The 26,868-nt window shown below is 77.5% G+C and carries 26 protein-coding genes; 12 read left to right on the top strand and 14 right to left on the bottom strand.

The genetic code is table 11. From position 1 onward, the window contains the following. Positions 1 to 48: 48 nt before the first annotated feature. Together ACI8AA_RS17570 and dinB are read right to left on the bottom strand one after the other, a co-directional pair. Positions 49 to 477, bottom strand: coding sequence for a DUF3040 domain-containing protein (locus ACI8AA_RS17570; RefSeq protein ID WP_457045682.1), 429 nt, complete (start codon positions 475 to 477; stop codon positions 49 to 51). A gap of 136 nt (positions 478 to 613) precedes the next feature. Next, complete coding sequence (gene dinB / locus ACI8AA_RS17565) at positions 614 to 1,786, bottom strand: DNA polymerase IV (protein ID WP_457045681.1); 1,173 nt, start codon at positions 1,784 to 1,786, stop codon at positions 614 to 616. Positions 1,787 to 2,016: 230 nt separating this feature from the next. Between dinB and ACI8AA_RS17560 the strand changes: the two genes are divergently transcribed. The 3 genes from ACI8AA_RS17560 to ACI8AA_RS17550 all read left to right on the top strand — a co-directional run bounded on the left by ACI8AA_RS17560 (position 2,017) and on the right by ACI8AA_RS17550 (position 4,716). Continuing rightward, positions 2,017 to 2,352, top strand: coding sequence for a BatC protein (locus ACI8AA_RS17560; protein ID WP_457045680.1), 336 nt, complete (start codon positions 2,017 to 2,019; stop codon positions 2,350 to 2,352). A gap of 287 nt (positions 2,353 to 2,639) precedes the next feature. After that, positions 2,640 to 3,764, top strand: coding sequence for a cupin domain-containing protein (locus ACI8AA_RS17555; RefSeq protein ID WP_457045679.1), 1,125 nt, complete (start codon positions 2,640 to 2,642; stop codon positions 3,762 to 3,764). A 19-nt stretch (positions 3,765 to 3,783) separates the two neighbouring features. Beyond that, a complete protein-coding gene (locus tag ACI8AA_RS17550; RefSeq protein WP_457045678.1) occupies positions 3,784 to 4,716 on the top strand; it encodes a sucrase ferredoxin in 933 nt (310 codons plus the stop codon). Positions 4,717 to 4,720: 4 nt separating this feature from the next. On the opposite strand, the gene ACI8AA_RS17545 is transcribed toward ACI8AA_RS17550, so the two are convergent. The 6 genes from ACI8AA_RS17545 to ACI8AA_RS17520 all read right to left on the bottom strand — a co-directional run bounded on the left by ACI8AA_RS17545 (position 4,721) and on the right by ACI8AA_RS17520 (position 11,838). After that, positions 4,721 to 5,893, bottom strand: a complete 1,173-nt coding sequence (locus ACI8AA_RS17545) for an alkaline phosphatase family protein (protein ID WP_457045677.1) — start codon at positions 5,891 to 5,893, stop codon at positions 4,721 to 4,723. Beyond that, on the bottom strand, positions 5,890 to 6,642 hold the full coding sequence (locus ACI8AA_RS17540) for a class I SAM-dependent methyltransferase (protein ID WP_457045676.1): 753 nt from the start codon (positions 6,640 to 6,642) through the stop codon (positions 5,890 to 5,892). Before ACI8AA_RS17540 ends, ACI8AA_RS17545 begins: the two co-directional genes overlap by 4 nt. A 49-nt stretch (positions 6,643 to 6,691) precedes the next feature. Beyond that, the gene (locus ACI8AA_RS17535; protein WP_457045675.1) at positions 6,692 to 7,174 is read right to left on the bottom strand and encodes a VOC family protein; all 483 of its coding nucleotides are present in this window, start codon (positions 7,172 to 7,174) and stop codon (positions 6,692 to 6,694) included. Between the two features lie 103 nt (positions 7,175 to 7,277). Next, positions 7,278 to 11,036, bottom strand: a complete 3,759-nt coding sequence (locus ACI8AA_RS17530) for a DNA polymerase III subunit alpha (RefSeq protein WP_457045674.1) — start codon at positions 11,034 to 11,036, stop codon at positions 7,278 to 7,280. After that, positions 11,033 to 11,512 carry an SAV_6107 family HEPN domain-containing protein gene (locus tag ACI8AA_RS17525; RefSeq protein WP_457045673.1) on the bottom strand — a complete coding sequence of 160 codons (480 nt, stop codon included), beginning with the start codon at positions 11,510 to 11,512 and terminating at the stop codon, positions 11,033 to 11,035. Before ACI8AA_RS17525 ends, ACI8AA_RS17530 begins: the two co-directional genes overlap by 4 nt. After that, complete coding sequence (locus ACI8AA_RS17520; protein WP_457045672.1) at positions 11,512 to 11,838, bottom strand: DUF6504 family protein; 327 nt, start codon at positions 11,836 to 11,838, stop codon at positions 11,512 to 11,514. The genes ACI8AA_RS17525 and ACI8AA_RS17520 overlap by 1 nt, the downstream gene beginning before the upstream one ends. A gap of 232 nt (positions 11,839 to 12,070) precedes the next feature. On the opposite strand from ACI8AA_RS17520, the gene ACI8AA_RS17515 reads away from it, so the two are divergent. The 6 genes from ACI8AA_RS17515 to ACI8AA_RS17490 are packed head-to-tail and all read left to right on the top strand — an operon-like array spanning position 12,071 to position 17,394. Next, positions 12,071 to 12,604, top strand: coding sequence for a YbaK/EbsC family protein (locus ACI8AA_RS17515; protein ID WP_457045671.1), 534 nt, complete (start codon positions 12,071 to 12,073; stop codon positions 12,602 to 12,604). A gap of 14 nt (positions 12,605 to 12,618) precedes the next feature. After that, positions 12,619 to 13,194, top strand: a complete 576-nt coding sequence (locus ACI8AA_RS17510; protein WP_457045670.1) for a GNAT family N-acetyltransferase — start codon at positions 12,619 to 12,621, stop codon at positions 13,192 to 13,194. A gap of 2 nt (positions 13,195 to 13,196) precedes the next feature. Next, complete coding sequence (locus ACI8AA_RS17505; protein ID WP_457045669.1) at positions 13,197 to 14,831, top strand: phytoene desaturase family protein; 1,635 nt, start codon at positions 13,197 to 13,199, stop codon at positions 14,829 to 14,831. Next, positions 14,828 to 15,619, top strand: coding sequence for a carotenoid biosynthesis protein (locus tag ACI8AA_RS17500; RefSeq protein WP_457045668.1), 792 nt, complete (start codon positions 14,828 to 14,830; stop codon positions 15,617 to 15,619). Before ACI8AA_RS17505 ends, ACI8AA_RS17500 begins: the two co-directional genes overlap by 4 nt. Continuing rightward, entirely contained in the window at positions 15,616 to 16,716 is a 1,101-nt protein-coding gene (locus tag ACI8AA_RS17495; RefSeq protein WP_457045667.1) for a glycosyltransferase, read from the top strand. The genes ACI8AA_RS17500 and ACI8AA_RS17495 overlap by 4 nt, the downstream gene beginning before the upstream one ends. A gap of 18 nt (positions 16,717 to 16,734) precedes the next feature. Then, a complete protein-coding gene (locus ACI8AA_RS17490; RefSeq protein ID WP_457045666.1) occupies positions 16,735 to 17,394 on the top strand; it encodes a flavin reductase family protein in 660 nt (219 codons plus the stop codon). Positions 17,395 to 17,519: 125 nt separating this feature from the next. Here ACI8AA_RS17490 and ACI8AA_RS17485 read toward each other — a convergent pair whose 3' ends face one another. Next, the gene (locus ACI8AA_RS17485) at positions 17,520 to 18,494 is read right to left on the bottom strand and encodes a carbohydrate kinase family protein (RefSeq protein WP_457045665.1); all 975 of its coding nucleotides are present in this window, start codon (positions 18,492 to 18,494) and stop codon (positions 17,520 to 17,522) included. A 120-nt stretch (positions 18,495 to 18,614) separates the two neighbouring features. Beyond that, positions 18,615 to 19,298 (bottom strand): CDP-alcohol phosphatidyltransferase family protein, encoded by a 684-nt coding sequence (locus ACI8AA_RS17480; protein ID WP_457045664.1) that lies wholly within the window; start codon positions 19,296 to 19,298, stop codon positions 18,615 to 18,617. 56 nt (positions 19,299 to 19,354) lie between these two features. Here ACI8AA_RS17480 and ACI8AA_RS17475 point away from each other — a divergent pair, with 56 nt between their 5' ends. Then, complete coding sequence (locus ACI8AA_RS17475) at positions 19,355 to 20,161, top strand: esterase/lipase family protein (protein ID WP_457045663.1); 807 nt, start codon at positions 19,355 to 19,357, stop codon at positions 20,159 to 20,161. On the opposite strand, the gene ACI8AA_RS17470 is transcribed toward ACI8AA_RS17475, so the two are convergent. From ACI8AA_RS17470 to ACI8AA_RS17460, 3 genes are read right to left on the bottom strand one after another with little or no spacing between them, the layout of a single operon-like run. Further along, positions 20,158 to 20,970, bottom strand: a complete 813-nt coding sequence (locus ACI8AA_RS17470) for an ABC transporter permease (protein ID WP_457045662.1) — start codon at positions 20,968 to 20,970, stop codon at positions 20,158 to 20,160. The genes ACI8AA_RS17475 and ACI8AA_RS17470 overlap by 4 nt on opposite strands. Positions 20,971 to 20,986: 16 nt before the next feature. Next, a complete protein-coding gene (locus ACI8AA_RS17465) occupies positions 20,987 to 21,904 on the bottom strand; it encodes an ABC transporter ATP-binding protein (protein ID WP_457045661.1) in 918 nt (305 codons plus the stop codon). 10 nt (positions 21,905 to 21,914) lie between these two features. Then, positions 21,915 to 23,021 (bottom strand): transcriptional regulator, encoded by a 1,107-nt coding sequence (locus tag ACI8AA_RS17460; RefSeq protein ID WP_457045660.1) that lies wholly within the window; start codon positions 23,019 to 23,021, stop codon positions 21,915 to 21,917. 43 nt (positions 23,022 to 23,064) lie between these two features. Between ACI8AA_RS17460 and ACI8AA_RS17455 the strand changes: the two genes are divergently transcribed. Both ACI8AA_RS17455 and ACI8AA_RS17450 read left to right on the top strand, forming a co-directional pair. After that, positions 23,065 to 23,709, top strand: coding sequence for a hypothetical protein (locus tag ACI8AA_RS17455; protein WP_457045659.1), 645 nt, complete (start codon positions 23,065 to 23,067; stop codon positions 23,707 to 23,709). 397 nt (positions 23,710 to 24,106) lie between these two features. Next, entirely contained in the window at positions 24,107 to 25,654 is a 1,548-nt protein-coding gene (locus ACI8AA_RS17450) for a DUF222 domain-containing protein (RefSeq protein WP_457045658.1), read from the top strand. A gap of 88 nt (positions 25,655 to 25,742) precedes the next feature. On the opposite strand, the gene metF is transcribed toward ACI8AA_RS17450, so the two are convergent. Beyond that, complete coding sequence (gene metF, locus ACI8AA_RS17445; protein ID WP_457045657.1) at positions 25,743 to 26,675, bottom strand: methylenetetrahydrofolate reductase [NAD(P)H]; 933 nt, start codon at positions 26,673 to 26,675, stop codon at positions 25,743 to 25,745. Positions 26,676 to 26,868 lie beyond the last annotated feature (193 nt).

Raw genomic sequence — 26,868 nt, 5'->3', positions numbered from 1 at the left:
CGGCCGCCGTCCCGATCGGGACGGCGGCCGTCGGCGGGGTCTCGGGGGCTACTGGTCGTAGCGGCGGCGGAAGCGCTCCTCGAGCCGGTTCTTCAGCGGCTGCTTGCGGGACCGCCCGCCCCGGCCGCGGCCGCCCTGCGCGCCGCGGGCACCGGCCGGGCCGGTCTCGACGGCGCCGGTGGCCGAGCGGTAGTTGAGGACGCCGAGCGCGGCACCGCCGAACATCACGAGGAACCCGAGGACGCCCAGCGGCACGGACGGGACGACGGCGCCACCGACGAGGACGGCCAGGCCCACCACGACCAGGAGCGCACCGAGCTGCAGCTTCCGCCGGGCCCTGAGCCTGCGGTCGCCGGTGCGGACGGAGGAGGCGAACTTGGGATCGTCGTCGACGAGGGCGCGCTCGATCTGCTCCAGCAGTCGCTGCTCGTGCTCGGAGAGCGGCACCGAGACCTCCAGGTGGGCGGAGCCAGACACCACCGGGCCCGTACCCGGTGGTGACACCGAGGATACGAGCCGTCGGCGGGGTGCGAAAGGCGAGTGCGCGGCGACCCGCCGCACCGTCGTCGTGACCACCCTCACGGGGGGTCCGCGGGCGGTCCCGGAGCCCCTCTCAGCGCACCCGGCGGTCGCGGTCGCGGTGCAGCAGCGTGGCCGGCCGCACCGCGCCGGCGCCGAACCGGCGGGCCGCCCGGTCGGCGGCGAGCTCGGCGTCGCGGCGGCCGTGCTCGCGGGCGCCGAGCTCGAGCTGCCGGGGCGCCTGGCCGGCCGGGACCAGCCGCTCGGCCCGCACGCCGACCAGCCGGATCCGCGCCCGGTCCAGCCCGAGCGCGTCGAACAGGGCCCGCGCGGTCTCGTACACGTCCTGCCCGACGTCGGTGGGGACGCCGAGGGTGCGGCTGCGGGTGATGGTGGTGAAGTCGGCGAAGCGGACCTTGATGCTCACCGTGCGGGTCAGCCAGCCGCCCGCGCGCAGCCGGGCCGCCGTCCGCTCGGACAGCCGCAGCAGCTCCCGGTGGACGACGGCGGGGTCGTCGACGTCGGTGGGGAAGGTCTCCTCGTGCCCGGTCGAGCGCTCCGGCTCGTCGGGCACCACCCGGCGGGGGTCGCGACCCCAGGCCAGCTCGTGCAGGTGGGCGCCGGCGGCGGGGCCCAGCGCCCGCTGCAGGGTGCGCGCCGGGACGTGCGCGAGGTCGCCGACGGTGCGCAGCCCCAGCCGCAGCAGCACCTGCTCGGTCTTCGCGCCCACGCCCCACAGCGCGCCGACCGGCAGCGGGTGCAGGAAGTCGATGACCTCGGCCGGGCGGACGACGAGCAGCCCGTCGGGCTTGGCGCGGGTGGAGGCGAGCTTGGCCACGAACTTGGTGCCGGCCACGCCGACGGAGCAGGTGATGCCCTGCTCGTCGAAGACGCGGGCGCGCAGGTACTCCCCGATCTCGGCGGCGTCGCCCAGCCGGCGCCCGGCCCCGCCGACGTCGAGGAAGGCCTCGTCCAGGCTCAGCGGCTCCACCAGCGGGGTGACCGACCGGAACAGCGCCATGACCGCCCGGGACACCTCGGCGTAGAGCGCCACGTCCCCCGGCAGCACGGTCGCCGTCGGGCACAGCCGCAGCGCCCGCGCCGTCGGCATGGCGGCGTGCACGCCGTACGCGCGGGCCTCGTAGGTGGCCGAGGTGACCACCCCGCGGTTGCCCGCGCCGCCGACGATGACCGGCGTGCCGGCGAGTTCGGGGCGCCGGCGCACCTCGACGCTGGCGAAGAACGCGTCCATGTCGACGTGCAGCACCGTGCACCCCTCGGCACGCCCGCCCGACGACCGCACGCGACCTCCCCGCTCGAACACGTGTTCGGAGACTAGCGGCCCACCCGGGGAGGCGGCGCGCCGTCCCCGGCGTGTCCGGGCACCCCGGGAAGTCGCTGGTCGGCGCATGTGTGACCGGCGCACGGGCGAGGTAGGTGGGACACGACCGACCGCCGTCCGGCGGACGGTCCCGACCCGGATCCCGGAGGAGCCCGATGGCGCTCGACGACGACGACATGACCAGCACGGAGGGTCCGGCCGACAGCGGTGCCGGCGAGGGCACGCCCGGCCAGCACGACGGCGGCGCCGACGGCGGTGCTGACAGCGGCGCGGGCCACGGCCCCGCCGACGGCGGCGCGGCCGGCGGCGGCTCGGACGGCGGTGCCGACGGCGGTGCCGACGGCGGTGCCGACGGTGGCGCCGACGGTGGTGCGGACGGCGGCGCGGACGGCGGCGCCGGTCACGGCCCGGCCGACGGTGGGGCGGCCGGCGGCGGCTCGGACGGCGGTGCCGACGGTGGCGCCGACGGCGGCGCGGACGGTTCGGCCTGAGCCAGGACCCGGCCGTCGCAGGGCCGGGCGGGGCTGAGGCCCGCCCGGCCCTGCGCCGGTGCACGCACCTCGACCCCGCGGTCTTCGCCGAGCGGTACTGGTCCCGCCGCCCGCTGCTCGCCCGCGCCGAGGACACCGGGGAGTCGTTCACCGACCTGCTGACGCTGACCGACGTCGACGAGCTGCTGTCGCGGCGCGGCCTGCGCACGCCGTTCCTGCGCATCGCCAAGGACGGCGCCGTCGTCGACCCGAAGCGCTTCACCACCTCCGGTGGTGCCGGCGCCGAGGTGGCCGACCAGGTCTCCTCCGACGCCGTCCTCCGGCTGTTCGCCGACGGCAGCACCGTGGTCCTGCAGGGCCTGCACCGGCTCTGGCCGCCGCTGGTCGAGTTCGCCGACCAGCTCGCCGCCGACCTGGGGCACCCGACGCAGGTCAACGCGTACGTCACGCCGCCGTCCTCGCGCGGGTTCAGCCCGCACTACGACGTCCACGACGTCTTCGTGCTGCAGGTCGCCGGCGAGAAGCACTGGACCATCCACGAGCCGGTGCTCGAGGAGCCGCTGCGCACCCAGCCGTGGACCGACCGCCAGGCGGCCGTCGCCGCCGCCGCGGAGCGCGAGCCGGTCATGGACGCCGTGCTGCGCCCGGGCGACGCGCTCTACCTGCCGCGCGGCTACCTGCACTCGGCGGTGGCGCTCGGGCAGACCAGCGCGCACCTGACCATCGGCGTGCACCCGGTGACCCGCTGGGCCGCGGCCGAGTCCGCGCTGGACCTGGTGCGGGTGCTGGCCGCCGAGGACCGGGAGCTGCGCCGCGCCCTGCCGGTGGGCCTGGACCTGTCCGACCCGGCGTCGGTCCGCGACGACGTCGCCACGGTCGTGACGGCGCTGCAGGAGTGGCTGGGCCGGGTCGACCCCGACGAGGTCGCCGAGCGGCTGCGCTCACGGACCTGGTCGCAGGTGCGCCCCGAGCCGGTGGCGCCGCTGGCGCAGGCCACCGCGGCGGCCGCGCTCGGCCCGGACACGGTCCTGCGGCTGCGCCGCCGGCTGCGCTGCGCGCTGCGGGACGCCCCGGCCACCGCCGAGGGCGGGCGGGTGGCGCTGCTGGCCGGCCGCCGCCGGCTGGAGTTCCCCGCCTCGACCCGCGCCGCGCTGGAGGGGCTCCTGGCCGCCGGCGAGCTCAAGGTCGCCGACCTGGCCGGCCTCGACGCCGACGACCGGCTCGTCCTCGCCCGCCGGCTGGTCACCGAGTCGATCGCGCTGGTCGCCGACGCGGCTGTGCAGGGCGCGCACGGGGTCGACGGCGTCCCGGCCACCGCCCCCGAGCCGGGTCCGCACGGACCGGGCGCCCCGGCGCCCGACGCCGGCGGGGACGATGGGGAGCGTGCCGACGCCCTCGGGACCGGGTCGTGACCCCGTCGCCTCCTCCCGGGTGACCGCTCCCGTCCCCGCCCGTGCGGGCCGGCTCGACGCCACCCGCTGCTCGGTCACGGCCCTGGTCCGGGGGGACTCCCCCGTGGCCACAGCCGGGCCGGCGCAGCGCTGGCTGCTGGTCGAGCAGCCGGGCCCGTGGGGCCGCGACGCGCTGACCGGCTCCCGCATCGACCCGGCGGTGACCGCCCGGCTGGCCGCGCGCGCCCGCGCCGAGGGCGTGCGGGTGCTGCTGGTCCGCCGGCCCGGCGACCGGGCCGCGGACTCCGGGCGCCGCTGGGCCTACGCCGACGGCCGCCCGGGCCGCGAGGGCCTGTGGTGGTCGACCCGCGCCGACGACGCCGACCTGGTCGAGGCGCCCTGGGACGGCTCGGCCGGCGAGCGCGCCGACCGGCCGGCGTACCTGGTGTGCACGCACGGGCAGCACGACGCCTGCTGCGCGCTGCGCGGCCGGCCGCTGGCCGCGGCGATGCCCGCGCCCGCCGACGTCTGGGAGTGCAGCCACCTCGGCGGCTGCCGGTTCGCCTCCAACGTGCTGGTGCTGCCGCACGGGTTCGCCTACGGGCAGGTGCCCGGCGACGGCGCCGACCTGGTCGCCGCGCACGCGCGCGGCGAGGTGGCCCTGCCGTGGCTGCGCGGGCGGGCCGGGATGCCGCTGCCGGCGCAGGCCGCCCAGCAGGCCGCGCGGGAGCGGCTCGGGCTGCTCGGCGTCGACGACCTGCCGGTGCGCGGCTCCCGGCGGCTGGCCGCCACCGCGGCGGAGGACGCCGACGGCGTCGAGCGGTTCGAGGTGGTGCTCGGCGGCGCGGACGGCGACGTCGTGGTGCGGGTGGAGAGCCGGCCGGCGGACGAGGCGGCGCAGCTGACCTGCCGGGCGGTGCACGCGGCGCACCCGCGCACGTGGACGGCGCTGTCGGTGTCCCCGGTCCGCTGAACCGCTAGGCGAGCGCGCGGCCGCGGGCCAGCAGCAGCGGGATCGCGACCTCGGCGTCGGTGAGCGACCCGTGGTAGGCGGCCAGCCGGCTGGGCCCCGGCTCGGTGGCCGACGCGGTGACCGCCCACGGGCCGCGGGCGAGCGCGACGACGTCGCCGATGCGGGCGGCCATCCCCTCGCCGACGGCGCCGAACACCCCGCTGGCGACCGCCTCCTCCCGCCCGGCCACCCAGGCCCGGTCGCCGAGCACGCCGCGCCAGGCGTCGAGGACGTCGGCGGCGGCGCCCGGGACGGTGTGCACGTAGCGGGCGCGGGGCTCGCCAGCCAGCAGCGCGACACCGTCGAGCAGGGCGGGCTCGTCGTCGACGTCGACGCGGGTGCCGGCGGGGACGTCGAGCATGCCGTGGTCGGCGGTGACCAGCAGGGCGGCGTCGTCGGGCAGGCCCGCGACCACCTGCTCGACCACCCGGTCGACCAGGGTGAGCTGCACCCGCCAGCTGTCGGAGTCGACCCCGCGCACGTGGCCGGTGAGGTCGAGCTCGGGGGTGTAGCCGTAGACCAGCCCGGTGGGGGTGGCGGCCAGCGACTGCAGCAGCACGGCGGCGAGGTCGCCGGCGCTGACCGTGCCCGCGTACGCCGCGCCCCGGTACACGGCGGTGGTGAGGCCGGACCCGGCGTAGGCGTAGGGGGCGACCGCGGTGACCGGCAGGCCGGCGGCCGCGGCCTGCTCGAAGACGGTGGGGCGCGGCTGCCACGTGGCGGGGTCGGGGTCGTCGGCCCACTGGACGTGGTTGAGCAGCCGGTCCTCGCCGGGGACGGCGGTGACGAAGCCGAGGACGCCGTGCCCGCCCGGGGGGACGCCGGTGCCCAGCGTGGCGAGGCTGACCGGGGTGGTGCTCGGGCAGGGGGCGGCGAGGTCGCCGGCGGGCGCGGCCAGGGCGGCGAGGGCCGGGGCGAGGTGCGCGTGCGCGCGCAGCAGGTGCGCGCCGAGGCCGTCGACGAGCAGGACCGCGACCCGGCGAGCGCCGGCCAGCGCCGCGGTGAGGCCGAGCGGGTCGCCGGGCAGGCCGCCGCGGTCGACGCCGACCCCCAGCGCGGCGGCCGCGCCGGGCAGGACGTCGGCGAGGCTGGCCGCGCCGTAGGCGGGGCGGACGAGGTCCGGCGGCAGCGCCGTCACGGGCGGCGGGCCAGGACGTGCAGGCCGGCGGCGACGTCGCGGTAGGGCGAGGTGCCGGCCAGCGCGAGCTCGAGGCGGCGGACGGCCTCGGGGTCGGCGCCGGAGCTCGCGTCGAGCAGGTCGGCGACGACGGCGACGCCGCGCCACTCCTCCGGCTCGAGCCCGGCGTTGCGCAGCAGCGCGAGCAGGTCCTCGGAGCCGAACCGGCGGCGGGCGGGGCGGGTGCGGCCGGGCGCGGGGTCGCGGTCCTCGAGCAGCGCCAGCGCCTCCTTGGGGTGGCCGCCGAGCGCGCGGGCGAGGACGGCGCCGGCCCGGTTGGCGGTCGCCACGCTCACGTGGCCGCCGGGACGCAGCGCGCGGGTGATCTCGCCGAGGGTGGTGGCGGGGTCGTCGACCACCTCGAGCACCGCGTGGCACAGCGCGAGGTCGTAGCCGCCGCCGTCGGGACCGTCCCCGCCCAGGGGCAGTTCGTGCAGCAGGTCGCCGTCGCCCTGCAGGCCGCGGACCCGGTCGCCGACCCCGGCGGTCTGCGCCCGGCGCCCGAGGGTGGCCAGCGCGTCGGCGCTGGGGTCGACGACGGTGACCTCGTGGCCGCGGCGGGCCAGCGGGACGGCGAAGACGCCGCTGCCGCCGCCGACGTCGAGGACCCGCAGCGGGGTCCCCGCGCCGGCCAGCGGGTCGAGCGCGGCCCAGACCGCGGCGGTCCGGACGGGCAGCTGCTCGCCGGTGGACGGTGCGGGGGCGGTCACCCGTCCGACCCTAGTGGCGGGGGTCTCCCGGCACCGGCCCGCGGCCGGTTCAGGCGGAGACCGAGTCGGCGGCCCGCTCCAGGTCGGCGATGACGATCCTCCGCATCGTGAACATCTGCTCGACCGCGCGCCGCCGCCGGTCGGGGTCGGGGTCGGCCTGCAGCTCCAGCAGCCGGACGGGCACGACCTGCCAGGAGACGCCGAAGCGGTCCTTGAGCCAGCCGCAGGGCGCCTCCTGCCCGCCGTCGGTGAGCCGGTCCCAGAAGTGGTCGACCTCGGCCTGGTCGGCGCACAGGACCTGGAAGGAGATGGCCTCGCTGAACCGCCAGTCCTGCCGGCCGCCGTTGAGGCCGACGTACTCGGTGTCGCCCAGCCGCCAGCTGACGGTGAGGGCCTGGCCCTCCCGCCCGGGGTCCTCGGCGCCGTAGCGGACGGTGCCGAGGACCTCGGCGTCCGGCCAGATCGACGTGTAGAACCGCGCGGCCTCCTCGGCCTCGGTGTCGAACCACAGGCACGGGATCTGCTTCGGCATGGCAGTCCTCCTCCGCGGCGCCGGCCGGGACGCCGGCGCTCGGGAGGGCAGACGCCGCCGGCGCCCGCGACTCATCGGTGCGCGGAGCGGGTGCAGGGGTCCCCTAGTGGCCCGAGCTGCCGGGGCTGGAGTGCCAGAGCTTGCGCGGAGCGGTCGCAGCAGCCCGGCGGGCGGCGGTCGCGGCGTCGTCGCCGGCCGGCTTGACGTCCGCGTACGGCGACATCCGGAAGCCGGTCGGGTGCACGAGCACCGGCTTGACCACCACCGGCCGCGAGCCGTGCGAGGCCGCCGCCCCGGCGATGGCCTGGTCGGTGTACTCCCCCGGCGCGGCCATGTGCTCGGCCACCGCGGCCAGGCCGCCGGTCTCCCAGGCCTCGTACAGCGCGGGCAGCTCCCAGGCGCCGGTGGCCCGGATCGACACCCCGCGCGGGCCGGTGCGCCGCAGCACCCCCCGGATCACCAGCAGCCAGGAGTGGAACACCGTCGCCGCGTAGGGGCCCTGCACGTCCTCGAAGAAGGTCGAGTCGGTGCAGCCGGTGCCGTCGTCGAGGGTCACGAACACCACCCGGCGCCCCGACCGGATCGGCGGGGTCTGGGTGGCCACCTTGACCCCGGCCACCAGCACCTCGGCGTGGCTGCGGGCGCCGAGCAGCTCCCCCGCCGGCACCGCGCCGATCGCCGAGAGGAACGGCCGGTAGAAGTCGACGACGTGCCGGCTGGCGTCCAGCCCGAGCACCTCCAGCTCGGCGCGCACCAGCTCGGCGTCGGTGAACTCCGGCAGCCCGGACCCCCCGCCCCACCCCGGCCCGGTCTCCTCGGGACCGCCGCCGGCCTCCTCGGCGTCCTCCCCGGACTCCAGGCCCAGCAGGTCCATGCTGAGCTGGCCCACCGAGCCGGCCCTCGCCCCGCTGCGGCTCCACCGGTCTAGCTCGCTGATCTGCAGCAGCAGGTCGCGGCGGGTCACCGACCGGCGGGAGCGGGTGGGCCGGCCGGCCTCGCGGTCGCGCACGCCGAACCCGTAGAGCGAGTCGAACCCGCCGGCGAGCACCAGCCGCTCGACCACCGGCCGGGACACCGCGGCCCGCGACCAGAAGTCGGTCAGCGACCGGTAGGGCTGCCCGGCGACGACCCGCTCCACCTCGTCCTCGCCGATGCCCTTGACGTCGGTGAGCGACAGCCGGATCCCGTAGGCCGACGGGTCGGGCATCGCCGCCGGCATCCACTCCGGCCGGCGCCAGTCCTCCCGCCGGTCCTCCGGCGCCAGCCGCTCCACCCGGTAGGTGCCGGTCGAGGCGTTGACGTCCAGGCCCAGCACCCGGATCCCGAAGTTGCGGGCGTCGTCGAGGATCAGCCGCTTCGGGTACATGCCCGGGTCGTGGGTGAGCACCCCGGCGAGGAAGGCCGCCGGGTGGTGGGTCTTCAGCCACGCCGACTGGTAGGTGGGCAGCGCGAACGCCGCCGCGTGCGCCTTGCAGAACCCGAACGAGCCGAAGGCGACGAGCACCTCCCACACCCGCTCGACGACGTCGACCGGGTAGCGCCGCAGCGCCTCGGGCACGAACCAGGCCCGCACCTCCGGGTGCAGCTCCCGGTCGCCCAGCGCGCGGCGCGCCTCGTCGGCCTGGGCGAGGTCGCAGCCGGTCATCTGCGCCACGATCTGCAGCACCTGCTCGTGGAAGACGACGACGCCGGCGGTCTCCCGCAGGAACGGCGCGAGGTCCTCGTGCGGGTAGACCGGGTCCTGCCAGCCGTTCCGGGCCAGCAGGAACGGCGTCACCATGTCGCTCTTCACCGGCCCGGGCCGGAACAGCGAGATGTCGATGACGATGTCCTCGAACGTCTCGGGCCCGAACTTGCCGACCAGCTCGCGCTGCCCCGGCGACTCGATCTGGAACATGCCGAGGGTCCGGGTGCTGCGGATGAGCTCGAAGGTCGTCGGGTCGTCGCGCGGGACGGCGTCGATGTCGACGGCGGTGTCGTCGACCCGGGCCACCTCGTCGAGGGCGTGCGCGATCGCCGCCTGCATCCGGATGCCGAGCAGGTCGAGCTTGAGCAACCCGAGCTCCTCGACGTCGTCCTTGTCGAACTGGCTCATCGGGTAGCCGAGGTAGCTGCTCTCCACCGGCGTGCGGTCGAGCAGCGTGGCGTCGGACAGCAGCACGCCGCACGGGTGCAGCGCGATGTGCCGGGGCAGGCCGTCGAGCCGGGCGACCAGGTCGAACAGCAGGTCGAGGTCGCCGGTGCCGCCGCCGCGCCGCGAGCCCATCCGGCTGGCCCGCAGCTCCGGCAGGTCGCGCAGCGCGGCGTGCACCTGGTTGGCCCGGACGTGCGGGAAGGCCTTGGCGACGGCGTCGACCTCGGCCGGCGGCAGGCCGAGCGCGGCGCCGACGTCGCGGATGGCGTGCCGCACCCGGTAGGTGTCCATCATCGAGATGCAGCTGACCCGGTGGGCGCCGAAGCGGTCGAGAACCGCGTCGTAGACCTCCATCCGCCGGGCGGACTCCACGTCGATGTCGATGTCGGGCAGCTGGTGGCGCAGCGGGGAGAGGAACCGCTCCATCAGCAGGCCGTAGCGGATCGGGTCGACGTCGGAGATGCCCAGCAGGTAGGTGACCAGGCTGCCCGCGCCCGACCCGCGCGCCGCGGCCCGGACCCGCAGGCCCTTGATGAGGTCGACGACGTCGGCGACGGTGAGGAAGTAGGACGGGTAGCCGAGGGAGTCGATGACGGCGAGCTCCTCCTCGAGCCGCCGGGTCACCCTCGCCGTGCGGGCCATCCCGCGTCGGCCGAGCCCGGCCTCGCAGCGGGCGCGCAGCACCTCGGAGGGGTCCATCCCCCGCTCGCCGGGCGCGGTGACGACGTCGAGCTCGGGATAGCGCACGGTGCCGATGCCCAGGTCCTCGCGGACGTCGACGGCGCACTGCTCGGCCAGCCGGGCGGTGCGCTCGGTCAGCCGCAGCGCGGCGTCGCGGTCGGGGCCGGCGAGGTCCGCGGCGACCTCGGCCATCTCCTTGCCCGACTTGAGGTGGCCCTCGGCGGTGCGCCGGTCGACGTGCCGCGTGTCGAGGGCGACCAGCCGGCGGGAGGCGTCGAGGACGTCGGCGGTGGGCGCGTCGAGGGCGTCGACGTAGCGGACGGCGTTGGTGAGCACCGCCGGCACGCCCTCCTCGTCGGCGAAGCGCAGCAGCCGCTGGGCGCGGGAGCGGTCGCCCCGGCCGCGGTGGTGCACCACCTCCAGCACCAGCGAGCCCGGGCCGAACACCGACCGCCAGGCGTCCAGCCGCGCGGAGGCGACGTCGGCCCGCCCGGCCGCGAGCGCCCGGCCCACCGGCGAGTCCGGCCCCAGCACCGCGACCAGCCCGGGCGCGTGCTCGGCGGCCAGCGCGAGCGAGGCCACCGGCTCGCCGCGGGTGCCGCGCAGGTGCGTGGCGCTGGTCAGCCGGCACAGCGAGCGCCAGCCGGCGCCGTCGCGGGCGAGGAAGGTGACCCGCGGCAACCGCGGGTCGACGGCGGCGCCGCCCCGCACGGGGCTGCGCCGCGCCGGCGCCGGCCGCGCGGGGGCGTGCCCGGTGCGGCGCAGGGAGAACTCGTCCTCGCCCAGCACGTGCGCCCGCGCCGGCGGCACGGTCGTGTCCACCGTCGGCGCGACCGCGAGGTCGACGCCGAACACCGGCCGCAGCCCGGCCGACCGGCAGGCCAGCGCGAACTTGACCGCGCCGTAGAGACCGTCGCGGTCGGTCAGCGCCAGCGCCGTCATGCCGTGCTCGGCGGCGCGCGCGACCAGGTCGGCCGGGTGGTTGGCCCCGTACCGCAGGGAGTAGCCGGAGGCGACGTGCAGGTGGACGAAGGGGTCCCCGCTCACCGCCCGCGGGCGGGACGGTGGGCGGTGCCGCCGACCACGTGCGGCCGGGGCGCCGGCTCGGGCGTGGTGGCCAGCAGCTCCTCGACCACGGCGAGGAAGGTCCCGGCGTCGCGGACCAGGTCGTCGGCCTCGCGCTCGGTGACGGCGCGGGACAGCCCGGCCTCGGCCGCGGCGCGCTTGGCCGCGCCGGCGGCGAAGAAGGTGGCCCACTCCCCCAGCTCGGGGGCGACCTGCTCGAGCAGCACCCAGGCGCTGCGCGGCCGGCGGCGGCCGCTCTCCGGCCGGGTGCGGGCGGCCAGCACGCCCGCGGCGGCCCGCAGCGCCGCCAGGTGCGCGGTGGCGTAGCGGCGGCACGCGTCGGGGGCGTGCCGGGCCTCGGCCAGGGCCCGGGTGGCCTGGTCCAGCAGCTGGCCCGCGGCCGCCGGGAGCGGCGGGGGCAGGGGCAGCTGCTGGGCCATGGCGTGTGCGGCGCCCATCAGTCGTGCACCCGCACGAGCGACCAGCGGTTGTCCGCGGCGTCCCAGCACAGGTCGTAGACACCGGCGAAGCTCATCCGCGAGCGGCCGGCCCGCAGCGCCTCCACCCGGAACACCTCGCGGGGGGCGACCAGGTCGGCCGAGGCGCCGCCGGTGGTGCCGGCGGCCCGCTGCCACCACGGCGCGGTCTCGACCCACGAGTCGAGCAGCTCGCCGACGACGTAGCGGCCCTGCCCGCGCCAGAACTGCGCCGGCCCGAGCGGACCGCGCTCGACCCGCACCTCCTCGCCGGCCCGCTCGCCGACGTCACCCAGCACCCGGCTCATGCCCGTCTCCCCACCCCGTGCCGCGTCTCGACGGCCTGCCCACCGCCCGGGCGGGGAAGGTCCCGGGACGGTGGCCGACCTGCTCGAACATGTGTTCGAACACCTCGAGTAGACCCGACCGCGCCGGTCCCGTCAAGCCGGACGCGCTCCCGCGTCCTCCCCGGGAGGAGCCCCTCCCACCCGCGTGCCGGACGGTACGGCGGGGGTACGACAGCGGTGGCAGGATCAGCGCATGAGCCGACCCGTCCACCCCCGGGTGGCCGCGATCGCCGACCTGCTCGCCGGGGCCGGCGCCACCGGGCGGGTCCACGAGCTCGCCGACGGCGCGCACACCGCCGCCGCGGCCGCCGCACAGCTCGGCGTCCCGGTCGGGGCCATCGCCAACAGCCTCGTGTTCGACGTCGGCGGGCAGCCGCTGCTCGTGCTGACCAGCGGCGCCCACCGGGTCGACGTCGCGAAGGTGGCCGCCCTGCTCGGCGTGCCCCGCGTGGAGCGCGCCGCGGCCGGCTTCGTCCGCGAGCACACCGGCCAGCCGATCGGCGGGGTCGCCCCGGTCGGCCACCCGGCGCCGATCGGCACGCTCGTCGACGTCGAGCTGGCCCGGTACGACCGGGTGTGGGCCGCCGCCGGCCACCCGTCCGCCGTCTTCCCCACCAGCTACGACGAGCTGCTGCGACTGACCGCCGGCACCCCCGCCGAGGTCGGGAGCGGCCCGACCGCCGACGGTCCGGCCGCCGCTCCCCACCCCGCCGCGGTGGGCCCGTGACCGAGGAGAACCCCGTGACCGGCACGACGCCCGCGACGCGGGTGACCCAACTGCCCGCAGGCTGGCTGCGCGAGCACATGCACGAGGCGCTGGCCATCTACGGCGAGGCGATGGGCTACGACGCCTCGGTGGTCGCCGGCCGCTACGGCTACGCCGTCCAGCACACCGAGCGCCCCGGCTTCCGCGCCGTCGGCGCCTTCGCCGCGACCCCGGACGGCGAGCAGCTGGTCGGCTTCGGCTACGGCTACCTCGTCGCCCCCGGCCAGTGGTGGCACGACCAGGTGCGCGCGGCGCTGGACCGGCGGAGTGCCAAGCGCTGGCTGCCCGGCGCGTTCGAGGTGTGCGAGCTGCACGTGCACCCCGAGGCGCAGAGCCGCGGGCTGGGCCGGCGGCTGCTGCACGCGCTGGTCGAGGGCGTGGACGCGCCGGCCGCGCTGCTGTCCACCCCCGACGCCGACACCAAGGCGTTCCGGCTGTACCACGCCGACGGGTTCGTCGACCTCGCCCGCGGCCACCACTTCCCCGGGGACGCCCGGCCCTTCGCCATCCTCGGCGCCCGGCTGCCGCTGCGGCCGGTCCCCGGCACCTGAGCGTGCGGGAGCCGGACCGGGCCGTCGACGCCGTCGTCGTCGGCGCCGGCCACAACGGGCTGGTCGCCGCCTGCTTCCTGACGCGCGCCGGGCTGACCGTCGAGGTGGTCGAGCGCGACGACGTCCTCGGCGGGGCGGTGTCCACCGTGGAGCGCTGGCCGGGGGTCCGGGTCGACCGCGGCTCCAGCGCGCACGTGATCGTCCGGCACAGCGGGGTCGTCGAGGAGCTCGACCTCGCCGCCCACGGCCTGCGCTACGTGGACTGCGACCCGTGGGGCTTCGCGCCCGCCCCGGTCCCCGGCGACCCCGGCCCCGAGGGCCGCCCGCTGGTGTTCTCCGTCGACCTCGACGCCACCTGCGCCTCGATCGCCGCCGCCTGCGGCCCGGACGACGCCGACGCCTACCGCCGGTTCGTCGGCGTGTGGGGCCCGCGCAGCCGCGCCGTCGTCGACTCCTTCGGCCGCCGGCCCACCCCGCTGGGCCTGGCCCGCGCGTTCTGGCCGCTGGGCGCCCCGGCCGGCGACGCCCCGCGCACCCCCGGCGGCGACCTGGCCGCCGACTTCCTCGGCTCCGGCGACGCGCTGCTGGACCGCTGGTTCGGGAGCGAGCGGCTCAAGGCGGCGCTGGCCTGGTTCGGCGCGCAGTCCGGCCCGCCGATGAGCGAGCCGGGCACCGCGGCGATGGTCGCCTGGGTGGCGCTGCTGCACGACACCCCGCCGGGCCACCCGGTGGGCGGCTCCGGCGGGCTCACCCAGGCGCTCCGCCGCCGGCTGGAGGCCGACGGCGGCCGGGTCGTCCTCGGCGACGGCGCCGCGCGGCTGCTGGTCGACGGCGGCCGCGTGACCGGCGTCGAGACGGCGTCCGGACGGCGGGTGACCGCGCCGGTCGTCGTCGCCGCCTGCCACGTGCTGGCCACCCGCGACCTCGCCGGCGGACACGCCCCGCCCGCGCTGGCCGGCGCGGCCCCGCCGGTGGGCAACGGCTTCGGCCTGGTGCTGCGCTGCCTCACCGACGCGCTGCCGGCCTACCCCGGCGTGGACCCGGCCGTGTCGGCGCAGGGCCTGCAGCTGCTGTGCACCGACCGCGCGCAGCTGGCCGCCGCGCACGGCGACTGGCTGGGCGGCCGGCTGCCCCGCGAGCCGGTGCCGCTGGCGATGTCCTTCTCCGCCAGCGACGACACCCTCGCCCCGCCCGGGCGGCACGTGGTCACCGTGTGGGGCCAGTGGTACCCCTACGCGCTCGCCGACGGCGGCGACTGGGACGCCCTCGCCGAGGCGGAGGCGCAGCGGCTGGTGGCCGCCGTCGACCGGTACGCCCCCGGCTTCGCCACCTCGGTCCAGGACGTGTACGTCCAGACGCCGGTGCTGCTGGAACGCGAGCTGTCGCTGCTGCGTGGCAACGTCATGCACGTGGAGATGGGGCTGGCCAGCATGTTCTCCCTGCGCCCGACGCCGGCGCTGGCCGGCTACCGGGTGCCGGGCCTGGCCGGGCTGTACCTGGCCGGCGCCTCCACCCACCCCGGCGGCGGGGTGTCGGGCAACTCCGGCCGGACGGCGGCCCGGGTGGTGCTCGCCGACCGCCGCCCGCTCGCCCGCGCCCGCGCGGCGGCGGGGCGGCTCGCCCGGACTGCCCGGTGAGCGCCGCGACGGCGGCGGTGCGACGGGCCGTCGCACCGGCGCCGGTGCCGCTGGCCCTCGCCGTGCTGCTGGTGCTGGCCGCGATCGCCTACCCGCTCACCGACGGCGCAGCCCGCGACGCGGTGTCCTGGACGATCGTGCTGCTCGGCTCGGCGGTGTCGGTGACCTCGGCCGCCGTCGCGCACGGCCCGCGCGCCGGCGCCGCGGTGCTGGGGCTGGTGGCGGTGACCGCGGTCGCGTTCGAGTCGATCGGGCTGGCCACCGGCGTCCCCTACGGCTCCTACTCCTACAGCGACGCGCTCGGCCCGACGCTGCTCGGCGTGCCGTTCCTCGTGCCGCTGGCCTGGCTGATGATGGCCTGGCCGAGCCGGGTCCTCGCCGGGCTGCTCACCCGCCGGGTGCGGCCCGGCCGGCGGCGGGCCGCGCGGGTCGCCGTCGCCGCGGCGGTGTTCGCCGGCTGGGACGTCGTCCTCGACCCGCAGCTGGTGCAGGCCGGCTACTGGACCTGGGCGCACCCCACCCCCGGGCTGCCCGGCATCGACACCGTGCCGCTGACCAACCTCGCCGGCTGGCTGCTGGCCGGGCTGGTGCTCATGGCCCTGCTCGAGCTCGCCGTCCCCCCGGTCGTCCGCGTCGACGCCGCGCCGCTGCTGGTCATCGCCTGGATGGTGGCCGGCGGGGCGCTCGCGCACGCCGTCTGGCTGGACCTGCCCGGCTCCGCGGCGTGGGGCGCGGCGCTGACCGCCGTCGTCGCCGCCGTCCTCGCGGTGCAGGCCCGCCGCCGGTGAGCGGCGCGGTCGTCCGGGTCCTGTCCGGCCTGGCGGTCGCCGGCGCCGCGCACGCCGCGGTCAACGCCGCCCTGCTGCGCCGCCCGCCGGCCGACCCGCCGGAGGCCACCCGGCCGGTCACCGTGGTGCTGCCGGTGCGCGACGAGGAGGCGCAGGTCGGCGACTGCCTGGTCGCGCTGCTGGCCTCGGCCGGCGTCCCGGACCTGCGGGTGGTCGTCGTCGACGACGGCTCCACCGACGGCACCGCCGCCGTCGTCCGCGCGACCGGCGACCCGCGGGTGCGGCTGGTGCCCGCCGGGGACCCGCCGGAGGGCTGGCTGGGCAAGCCGCACGCCTGCTGGGTCGGCGCGCAGACGGTCACCGACGACGGCGTGCTGGTCTTCCTCGACGCCGACGTCCGGGTGGCGCCCGACGCGCTGGCCGCCGCCGCCTGGCTGCTCGAGGCGCACGGCCTGGACCTGGTCTCGCCCTGGCCGCGGCCGGTGGCGGGCACCCTCGCCGAGCGGCTGGTGCAGCCGCTGTCGCCGTGGCTGTGGATGACCACGCTGCCGCTGCGGGTGGCCGAGCGCTCGCCGCGGCCGTCGCTGACCGCGGCCAACGGCCAGTTCCTCGCGCTGACCCGGCGCGGCTACCTGCGCGCCCGCGGGCACGCGGCGGTGCGCGCGGAGGTGGTGGAGGACGTCGCGCTGGCGCGGGCGGTGAAGCGGTCCGGCGGGCGGGCGGTGCCGGCGGCCGGTGCGACGCTGGCCGAGTGCCGGATGTACGACGGCTGGGCGGCGATGCGCGCGGGCTACGGCAAGTCGCTGTGGGCGTCGGTCGGCGGGTCGCCGGCGGCGTCCGTCGCCGCGGCGGCGGTGCTGACCGCCGCCGGCGTCGTCCCGCCGCTGGCGGCGCTGCGCGGGTCGCGGGCGGGCCTGGCCGGCTGGCTGGCCGGGGTGGCCGGCCGGGCGGTGAGCGCCGCGGCGACCGGCGGGCGGGTGTGGCCCGACGCCCTGGCGCACCCGCTGTCGCTGCTGGCCCTCGACGTGCTGCTGGCCGGGTCGGTGGCCGGGCGCCGGCGGGGCACGCTCACCTGGCGCGGACGCGCGCTGCGCTGACCCGGGCCAGGATGGGGCGTGACCTCGCCCTCGAGCAGCCCGGCCCGCACCGCCTTCGACCCCGGGGCCATGCGCCCCACGGACTTCTACCGGGTGATGAACTCGGTGGTGGTCCCGCGGCCGATCGCGTGGGTGTGCAGCCGCTCGGCCGAGGGCGTGCACAACCTGGCGCCGCACTCCTTCTACACGGTGGCGTGCGTGCGGCCGCCGGTCGTGCAGTTCACCTCGGTGGGCCGCAAGGACTCGCTGAACAACGTCGAGGCCACCGGGGACTTCACGATCAACCTGGTCCCCGAGGAGCTGTTCGAGCAGGCCAACGCCACCGGCACCGACTTCCCGCCCGACCAGAGCGAGGCCGAGGCCGCCGGCATCCGGCTGGAGCCGAGCGAGCGGGTGGGCGCGCTGCGGGTGGCGCAGTCGCCGGTGAGCATCGAGTGCACGCTGCACTCGACGGTGCGGCTGGGCGACAGCACCGTCGTCTTCGGCCGGGTCGAGTGGGTCAGCGTGTGGGCCGACGCCGTCCGCGACGGCCGCCCGCGGATCGAGGCGCTGCGGCCGCTGGCGCGGCTGGGCGGCAACGAGTGGTGCACGGTCGGCGAGGTGCGGGCGATCCCGCGCATCCCCTACACGACGTGGGCCGAGGACCCCTCGATCGGCGAGCAGGTCAGGAACCGCTAGCCGCCCCTGCGGAGGACGGCGGACCGGCCGCGGGGCCGGAGGCTCCCGGCCGGGACGGCGTGGCAGGGCTCAGCGCGGGCCGGGGAGGGCACCTGGCCGCGGTGGGGTCCGGTGGGACCGCAGTGTCACGGCAGGTGCGCGGCGACCTCGGCGGCGGCGTCGTCGCCGAACGCCGCGGCGAAGCGCCCGAGGAAGGGCTCGCGGCGCAGCTCGTACTCCTGGGTGCCGACGACCTCGACGGCCTCGGTGGCCACCGCCGAGCCCAGCTGGGTGGCCCGCTCCACGCCCAGCCCCCAGATGCGTCCGGCGATGAACCCGGCGCGCAGCGCGTCGCCGCCGCCGGTGGGCTCGACCGGCTTGGTCTCGGGGACGGCGATGACCTCGATCGGCGCGGCGTCCTGCTGCCGGACGAGCACGCCCTTGGCGGCGCGGGTGGTGACCCAGGTGCCCACCCGGGCGAGGATCTCGCCGGCGTCCCAGCCGGTCTTCTGGGTGAGCAGCGCCGACTCGTACTCGTTGGTGAACAGCAGGTCCGCGCCGTCGACCAGCTCGCGGATCATCTCGCCGTCGGCCCAGGCCAGCTGCTGGCTGGGGTCGGCGGCGAAGGGGTAGCCGCGGTCCCGGCACTCCTGGGTGTGCCGCACCATCGCCTTGGGGTCGTTGGGGCCGATGACGACGAGGTCGGGGTGGCCGACGCGGTCGCAGACCGGCCCGAGCTCGATCTCGCCGGCCTCGCTCATCGCACCCGAGTAGAAGGACGCGATCTGGTTGTTGACCGCGTCGGTGGTGCACACGAACCGGGCGGTGTGCTTGAGCTCGGACCACCGCACGGCGTGGGTGTCGACGCCGTGGCGGGTCAGCCAGGCGTCGTAGTCGGCGAAGTCGCTGCCCACGGAGCCGACCAGCACCGGCGAGAGACCGAGCAGGCCCAGGCCGTAGGCCATGTTGGCGCCGGCGCCGCCGCGGTGCTGGATGAGGTCGTCGACGAGGAAGGACAGGGAGACGTTCTCCATCTGCCCCTCGACGAACTGCTCGGTGAACCGGCCGGGGAAGGTCATCAGGTGGTCGGTGGCGATGGAGCCGGTGACGACGACGGGCACGGGGGCTCCTCGGGACGAACGGGCGGGACGGCGAGCAGGGCAACCCTAAGAGGCGGCCCCGGTCACACGCGCCCCGGCGTGCACCGGGGACGGGTCCGGCCAGCGCGCCGGGGCGGACGGCTAGTCCCCCAGTGCCCGGCGCAGCGAGACGCCGAGCTGGGCGGTCCCGACCAGCCCGAGCACCGCCCCGACCGCGGCCCCGGCGGTGACCACGACCGCGGGGCCGTCGTCGACGCCGGCGAGCGCGTCCAGGCCGGTGGCCGCGACGATCCCGGCCCCGCCGACGGTGAACCCGGCCATCGCCACCCGGGTGGGCCGCTCCCACACCGAGATCGACCCGGTCTCGGCCACCCCGGCCTGTCCGGCCCGGGCCCGCAGGTAGTCCGGCAGCCAGCACAGCGCCCCGAAGACGGCGGCCAGCCAGCCCGGCGCCCCGGCCGCCCACAGCGCGAGCGCGTACGCGGCCTCGGTGAGCCGGTCGACAGCGGAGTCGAGGACGTAGCCGCGCCGCGACGCCCGCCCGCCGGCCAGGGCGAGCGCGCCGTCGAGGGAGTCCAGCAGCCCGGACAGCCCGATCAGCAGCCCGGCCGCGACCAGCCACGCGCCATCCGCCAGCGCCGGTCCGACGGCGGCCAGCGCGACCAGCAGGCCCAGCGCCGTGGCGGCCAGCGGCGGCAGCCAGGACACCGCGTGGGCCAGGGCGTAGGCCAGCGACAGCCAGCCGTGCACCAGCCGGCTCGCGGCCGGGTCGATGCCACCGTGCCACCGCGACCACTCGGCGAGGTACTCGTCGCGGCTCAGCACGGGCGCAGTCTTCCCCAGCCCGGGCCGGCGCCGGCGGCACCGGGGACAGTGGACGGGTGCTCGCCGGCCTGTCCCCCGCCCGCCGCCGCCTGGTCCTCGCCGTGCCGGCCCTCCTCCTCGTCGCCGCCGTGGCCACGACCGTGCTGCTCCTCACGCGGCGGGACGGGCCCGGCCCGGCCGCGCCGGTCTCGCAGGAGGAGCCCGGCCCGGTGCTGCTGGTCCCCGGCTACGGCGGCGACGGCCGGAGCCTGACGTCGCTGGCCGACCGGCTGACCGCCGAGGGCCGCGACGCCACGGTCGTCGCGCTGCCGGACCGCGGCACCGGCGACCTCACCGCCGCGGCCGGCGCGCTGGGCGACGCCGCGGACGCCGCGCTCGAGCGCACGGACGCCGAGAGCGTCGACGTCGTCGGCTTCTCCGCCGGCGGCGTCGTCGCCCGGCTGTGGGTCGCCGGCGACGGCGCCGCGGTGGCCCGCCGGGTGGTGACCCTCGGCTCCCCGCACCACGGCACCACGCTGGCCGACCTCGCCGCCGGCGTCGCGCCCGGCCAGTGCCCCGAGGCCTGCCGGCAGCTCGCCACCGACAGCGAGCTGCTCGCCGGCCTCAACGCCGGCGACGAGACGCCCGCCGGGCCGACGTGGGTGTCGGTGTGGACGACGCAGGACGCGACGGTGACCCCGCCGGACTCCGCCCGCCTCGACGGCGCGCTGAACCTGACCGTGCAGTCGGTGTGCGCGCAGGCGGAGGTCGGCCACGGCGACCTGCCGCGCGACCCGCTGGTGCAGGCCATCGTGCTGGCCGAGCTCGCGCCGGGCGACCCCGTCGCGCTCGGCCCCGCCGACTGCGCGCGCCTCGGCGGCTAGCTGGTCACGTCCTTGGTGGTGAAGTTCGCCCACGCCGCGGTCAGCAGCACGCCGACGTACACGCCCTGCAGCGCCAGCCCGCGGACGACGTCGCGCCACAGCACCGGGTCGCGGAACAGGTCGACGAACGCCAGCCAGTAGCGGGTGGGCAGGTACGGCGCGATCGGCGAGGCGGCGTCGAGGGTGAACAGCAGCGACGAGGTCACCAGCACCGCCAGGGCGCCGAGCGCCGCGGCCAGCGGCGAGTCGGTGAGCGTGGAGAAGAACAGCCCGAACGCCGCGACGCCGAGCATCGACACGGCGACGTAGCCGATCGCCAGCAGCGTCCGGCCGGTGAGCTCCCCCGGCGTCAGCGACGTCCCCGACACCGACGTCCCGGCCGCGACCGGCCGCGCGTCGAACAGCAGCGTGCCCACCAGGTAGCCGACGACGGCGACCACCACCACGGTCACGACGACGAACGCCAGCACCGCGACCAGCTTGGCCACCAGCAGCCGGGTGCGGCCGGCCGGGCGGGCGAGCAGGTAGCGCAGCGTCCCGGCCTGCGCCTCCCCGGCGACGGCGTCGCCGCTGACCACCGCGACCGCGATCGGCAGGAACAGCGGCAGCACGATCGCCAGCGCGGCCAGCGGGAACAGCTGCCCGTTGGTGAGGACGGCGGACAGGAACGGCGGGCCCTCGCCCGGCCGCGGCGCGAGGTCGGTGACCTGCAGCAGCACCGCCACCAGCACCGGCAGCGCGTTGAGGACGGCGATCGTCGTCCAGGTGCGCGGCCGGCCGAAGGTCTTCCGCAGCTCGACGCCGATCACGCCCGCTCCCCGCCGGTCACGCCCGCTCCACCCGGTCCGCGCTGGTGCCCGCGGCGGCGAGCACGACCTCCTCGAGCGTGGGCCGCTGCAGCGCCAGCCCCGCCACCGGGACGCCGGCGCCCACCAGCAGCGCGTTCACCTCCGCCGGGTCCGCCCCGCGCACCACCACCCGGCCGCCGTCGGTGCCGAGCACCCGCCCGTCCAGCACCGCGCGCACCCGCTCCGGCGCCGGGGTGTCGACGACGGTGGCGCCGGTGGGCGCGGTGAGGTGCGCGATCTCGTCCTGCAGCACCAGCCGCCCGCGGTCGAGGACGCCGACCCGGCTGCACAGCTGCTCGACCTCGGCCAGCAGGTGGCTGGACAGGAACACCGTCGTCCCGCCGCGGTGCAGCTCGAGCAGCAGCTCGCGGATCTCGTGGATGCCCTGCGGGTCCAGGCCGTTGGTGGGCTCGTCGAGGACCAGCAGCTCCGGCCGGCGCAGCAGCGCCCCGGCCAGGCCCAGGCGCTGGCGCATGCCGAGCGAGTAGGCGCCGACCTTCCGCCGGCCCACCCCGCCCAGGCCGACCTGGTCGAGCACCTGGGCGATCCGCCGGCGTCGCGTGCGGCGCGAGCCGCCCGGGCCGGCGGCGTCGAGCAGCGCCAGGTTGGCCGCGCCGGACAGGTGCCGGTGGTGCGCCGGGCCCTCGATCAGCGCCCCCACGCGGGGCAGCACCCGGCGCCCGGCCCGCGGCATCCGCTCGCCCAGCAGCTCGACCTCGCCGCGGGTGGGCAGCACCAGGCCGAGCAGCATGCGCACCGTCGTCGTCTTGCCCGAGCCGTTGGCGCCGAGGAAGCCGTAGACGTCGCCGGCGCGGACGTCGAGGTCGATCCCGTCGACCGCGCGCACCCGGCCGTACTGCTTGACCAGCCCCCGGGTGACGATCACCGAGCTCACGACGGCACGCTCACGACGGCGTCCCCGGGAGCCCGGCCGCGGCGGCGGCGAGCGCGTCGAGGGTGACGGTCCCCGTCAGCAGGTAGGTGCCGGAGCCGGGGGTGTCGAGCAGCATCAGCCCGAGCGGGCCGACGGCGACCCGGGTGCCGCGCTCGTCGCGCACCGCGTCGGGGGCGGCGGCCAGCGCTGAGCGGACGGCCGCCGCCAGCCGGCCGGGGACCGGCGCCACGGCCAGCAGCGTCACGCCGCGGCCGTACACGCCGATCACCTCCGGCGCCCCGGCCAGCTCCCGCCGCGGCAGGCCGGCCAGCTCGCGGGGCAGCGGGACGAGGCGCAGCCGGCGGTCGGCCTCGCGCAGCAGGCCCTCGGTGTCCTGGCCGGCCCGGGCGCGGACGTCGGCCGGCGGGACGAACGCGACGACGCCGGCCGGCGGGACGGTCAGGTCGAGGTCGAGGAAGCGGGTGTCGAGCGCGGGGACCGATGCGCCGTCGGCGACGACCTCGACGGCCAGCGGCAGTCCGGTGCCCGCGTCCGCCCAGACGTCGACGCGGGCCACCGAGGCGGCCGGCGCCGCAGGCACCAGCCGCAGGCCGAGCGCGTCGCGGCCGGCGACCCGCCGGGCGCCGATGCGGGACAGCTCGCCGTCGGCGGCCTCCGAGAGCAGCCGCCGGCCGAGGGTGGCCGGGACCAGGTCCGGCGGCGCGGGCAGGGTGAGCGGAGCCGGGGCGGTGCGGGTGGCGGTCGCGGACTCGTACTCCCACGTCCACGTGCCGCCCACGTCGGCGTGCACGCCGGTCTCCCCCGTCGCCGACACGACGTCGACCCGGTGCTCCTCTGGGCCGCGCCACCAGACGCGCAGCGCGGTGCGGTCGCTGAGCAGGTCGGCGACGGCGGGCAGCTGGTCGCCCACCGGCAGCGCCAGCCCGCCGGCCGACACGGCGTAGCCGGAGAAGCCGACGGTGTCGCTGGCGAGGACGGCTTCCCGCAGGTCGGCGGCGGGGACGTCGGCGTCGTCGGCCGGCAGCGCGCCCACGAGCGCCGGCAGCGACGCGAGGACGGCGACCAGCCCGACCACGACCGTCCAGCGCCGGGCCCGCCCGTACCCGCGTGCGGCCATGACGGCCACGGTACGAGCGCCGCGCCACGGGTAGCCCATGGGCATGGCACCCCCGTTGAGCGACGCCGTCGTCGTCGACGTCCTGCGCCGGCTGGACCGGCTCACCGCCCCTCTCGTGCGGCGGCTGGCCCGTCCACCGGAGCTCTCGGCCGCCCAGCGCGACGCCTGGTGGTCCGAGCAGGCCGCCCAGGTGGGCGCGGTCGCGAGCAGCCTGCCCCGTGTGGCCGGCCGGCTGGCCGACCTCCTGCCGCTGCAGAACACCGTCGGGACGGCGGTCCAGTCGCTCGTGGTGCTCGGCGTGGCCAACGAGCACGGCGTCACCGACCCCGCGGAGCGGGTCTCCCTGCTGTCGGAGGTGCTGCTCGACCGCGACCTCCCACCCGGCCGGGTGCGCCCGCTGCTGGAACGGGTGCGCGGCGCCTACACCGAGACCGCGATCGGCGTGAAGGAGGAGCGGGCCGGCCTGCGCGGCGTCGTCCGCACCATCTGGCGGGCCTCCCGGCTGCTCGGCCGCATCGACGAGGCGCTCGACGCCCGCCCGAAGGGCCGCATCGGCGCGCGGGCGCTGGCCCAGCTGCCGGTGGTCGGCGTCCTCGGCGGGTACGCCGCCGAGCGCGAGGCACTGCGCCGCGCCGCCCGGATGACCGCCGACCTCCTCGAGCCCGGCCGCCGCGTCAGCGTGCAGTGACTCCCGGCAGTACGGGTGCTCCGGGTCGGTGACTCGTCACCGGTGAGGGTCGTGGGCATGACGTCGCTCGGTGCTTGACCTGCCGTTCGGGACCAGCCTGCGGCGCAGACCGCCTTGCGCGTCGTACAGCTACGGAGACCGGTGCGGCGGTCGAGCAACGGCAGAGGGGCCGTCGTCGGCCGGAGCGCCGCGATGGACGACGACAGCGCGGTGTGGCAGCACAGCCACGGGTAGCGGCGACGCGACCTGCTCCCACCATTGGCTGACGCGCTGCACCGCTAAGGACTCGTCGGTCGTCCCCACAGGTTGCTGCCGAGCTCGGTGTGCGGATCCCTCTTCACCCGGATCCACCTCTGACCTGCGGGAACTGTCGTACCCCGGTCGTAGCGTGCACAGTGTGGAGGAGGTCGCCGGGGACGCGTCGCCGCTGGAGCGCGCGCTCGCCGGCTGGCTGCTCGCGCGGCCGGTGTCGATCCCCCGGCTGCCGGTAACCGTGCTGTCGCGCGAGCAGAAGGCCGCCGAGCTGGCGCGGGTCGCGGCGATGGAGGCGATGGCCGCCGCGTACAAGGCAGAGTTGGTCCTCGGCCTGGCCGACGACTCCCCCGGCGACGCCGACCCCGCACCCGGCACACCCGGTGCGGGGTGCGGGTCGTGGGCGCCGGATCCCGACCTGCCGGGTGTGTCGGAGTTCTTCACCGCCGAGTTGGCGCTGGTGCTCAACGTCGGCCGGGGCACCGCCTCCCACCTGGCGCACCGGGCGTGGATGTACCGCTCGCACCTGCCCACGACGTGGGCGGCGCTGTCCGCCGGCTCCCTGGACGAGGCGCGCGCGAAGGCGCTGGTCGACGTGCTGGAGCACACCAGCCCCGCGATCGCCCGCCGGATCGAGGCCGCGCTGCTGCCCGAGGCCACCGACCTGACGGTCGGAAAGCTGAAGAAGAAGGCGCTGGCGCTGCTGCAGGAAGCCGACGCCGCCGCCATCGACGCCCGACGGGAGACCGCGCAGCGGCACGCCGACGTGCGGCTCTACGACTGCCCCTTCGACGGCATGGCCACCCTCGCCGCCGACCTGCCCACCGACGTCGCCGCCGCCTGCCACGCCCTCATCGACGAACTCGCCCGGATGCTCGAGGCCGACGGCGATCCCCGCCCCATCGGGCAGCTGCGCACCCGGGTCTACGCCGACCTGCTGCAGCGCCCCTGGGAGACCGGCCGGCCGCCGGTCACCGCCCAGCTGCAGATCCTCGCCACGCTCAACGCGCTGGCCGGCCGCAGCACCGAGGCCGGTGCGGTCAACGGGTTGCCGATCACCGCCGCCCACCTGCGGGAGCTGCTCACCCAGCTCGACGCCCTGGGACTACGCGCGCCCGAGGGCGGCACGGTCACGCTCGCCCTCGTGGAGGACGACGGCACGCTCCGGGCGACCACGACGCTCGACCAGCTCCGCCGCCTCGCCCGGATCGGCTGCCCCGACCATCCCGCCAAGCGCTACTCCGGCGAGGGCGAGCGACCGGGTGAGGACGACGCCGCCGCCGGCTGCGACTGCGCCGTCCTCGACAGGCCCCAGCCGACCGACCGCTACGAGCCGTCGACCAAACAGCAGGCGTTCGTGCACACCCGCGACCGCACCTGCCGCTTCCCCACCTGCGGCCAGCGCGTCGGCTGGGCCGACGCCGACCACGTCGTCCCGCACGCCCACGGCGGCACCACCGACTGCGCCGACCTCTGCTGCCTGTGCCGCAGCCACCCCCGGCTCAAGACCTTCGCCCGCGGCTGGCGCTTCCACATGAGCGCCGACGGGACCCTCACCGTCACCACGCCCTCGGGGATCACGCGGACCACCCGCCCACCCGGGACGCGACCACCACCGGCCGAACCCGACCCACCGCCCGAGGACGCCGAGACGCCGCCGGCCGATCCGGGTCACGACCCGCCACCGTTCTGACCGATGCGATGAGAAGGACGTCGGCTCGCCCTCACCGTGGCGAGCCTGCGTCCTCCGCTGCCCGCGTGACGCGCAGCAGCGGCACCGGTCAGGGAGCGGCGGCCAGGGTCGAGGGCACCGAGGTCCCGGTGTCGGCGTCGGTGAGGTTGGTGAAGACCTCCCGCGTCGCCGTCGACCGGTTCATGGTGATGAAGTGGATGCCGGGCACGCCCTCGTCCAGCAGCCGCCGGCACATCGCCGTCGCCACCTCGACGCCGTAGGCGCGCACCGCCGCCTTCTCCTCGGGTGAGTCGCCGTCGAGCTCCGCGAACCGCGCGGCCAGGTCCTCGGGGAACGCCTGGCCCGACAGCTGCACGATCCGGGCGATCTGCCGCGCGTTGGTGACCGGCATGACGCCCGCGACGACCGGCACGTCGCAGCCGCGGGCGGCGACCCGGTCGCGCAGCCGCAGGTAGTCCTCGACGCGGAAGAACATCTGCGTGATCGCGAAGTCCGCGCCGGCGCGGCACTTGCGCACGAACATCTCGACGTCGGTCTCGAAGTCCGGCGAGCGCGGGTGCCGCTCGGGGAAGGCCGCGACGCCGACGGAGAAGTCGCCCATCGAGCGGATCAGCTCCACCAGTTCCGAGGCGTACGCCAGGCCCTCGGGGTGCCGCACCCACTCGGCCTGCGGGTCGGTGCCCGGCGGGTCGCCGCGCAGCGCCAGCAGGTTGCGCACGCCCGCGGCGGCCAGCCGGCTGACGACGTGCCGCAGCTCGGCGACCGAGTGGTTGACCGCGGTCAGGTGCGCCAGCGGGGTCATCGTCGTCTCGGCGGCGATCCGCTCGGTGACGGCGACGGTGCCCTCGCGGGTGGAGCCGCCGGCGCCGTAGGTCACCGACACGAACGACGGCCGCAGCCGCTCGAGCTGCCGCAGCGCGGTCCACAGCTGGACCTCGGCCTCGGGCGTCTTCGGGGGGAAGAACTCGAACGACCACGTGGGCCGCGACGAGGCGAGCAGCTCGCGGACGCTTCGGGTCACGGGTGCCGAGGGTACGGGCAGCGACAGCCTGCATCCGTCCGCACGCTCCCGGCAGAAGACCCGGGGAAGACGACGACGCGATGGCAGAGCGGCGAGGAGGTCCCGTGAGCGCCCACCACCGGCCCCTGGACAGGACGCGCACTACTCGATGGGGCGATACTGGCCGGGTGATCACCGGGGCGGCAGAGCCAGA

The sequence above is a fragment of the Geodermatophilus sp. SYSU D01180 genome (assembly GCF_054050415.1).
The sequence above is the reverse complement of the archived record's forward strand: the minus strand, read 5'-3'. Positions and strand labels throughout refer to the sequence as shown.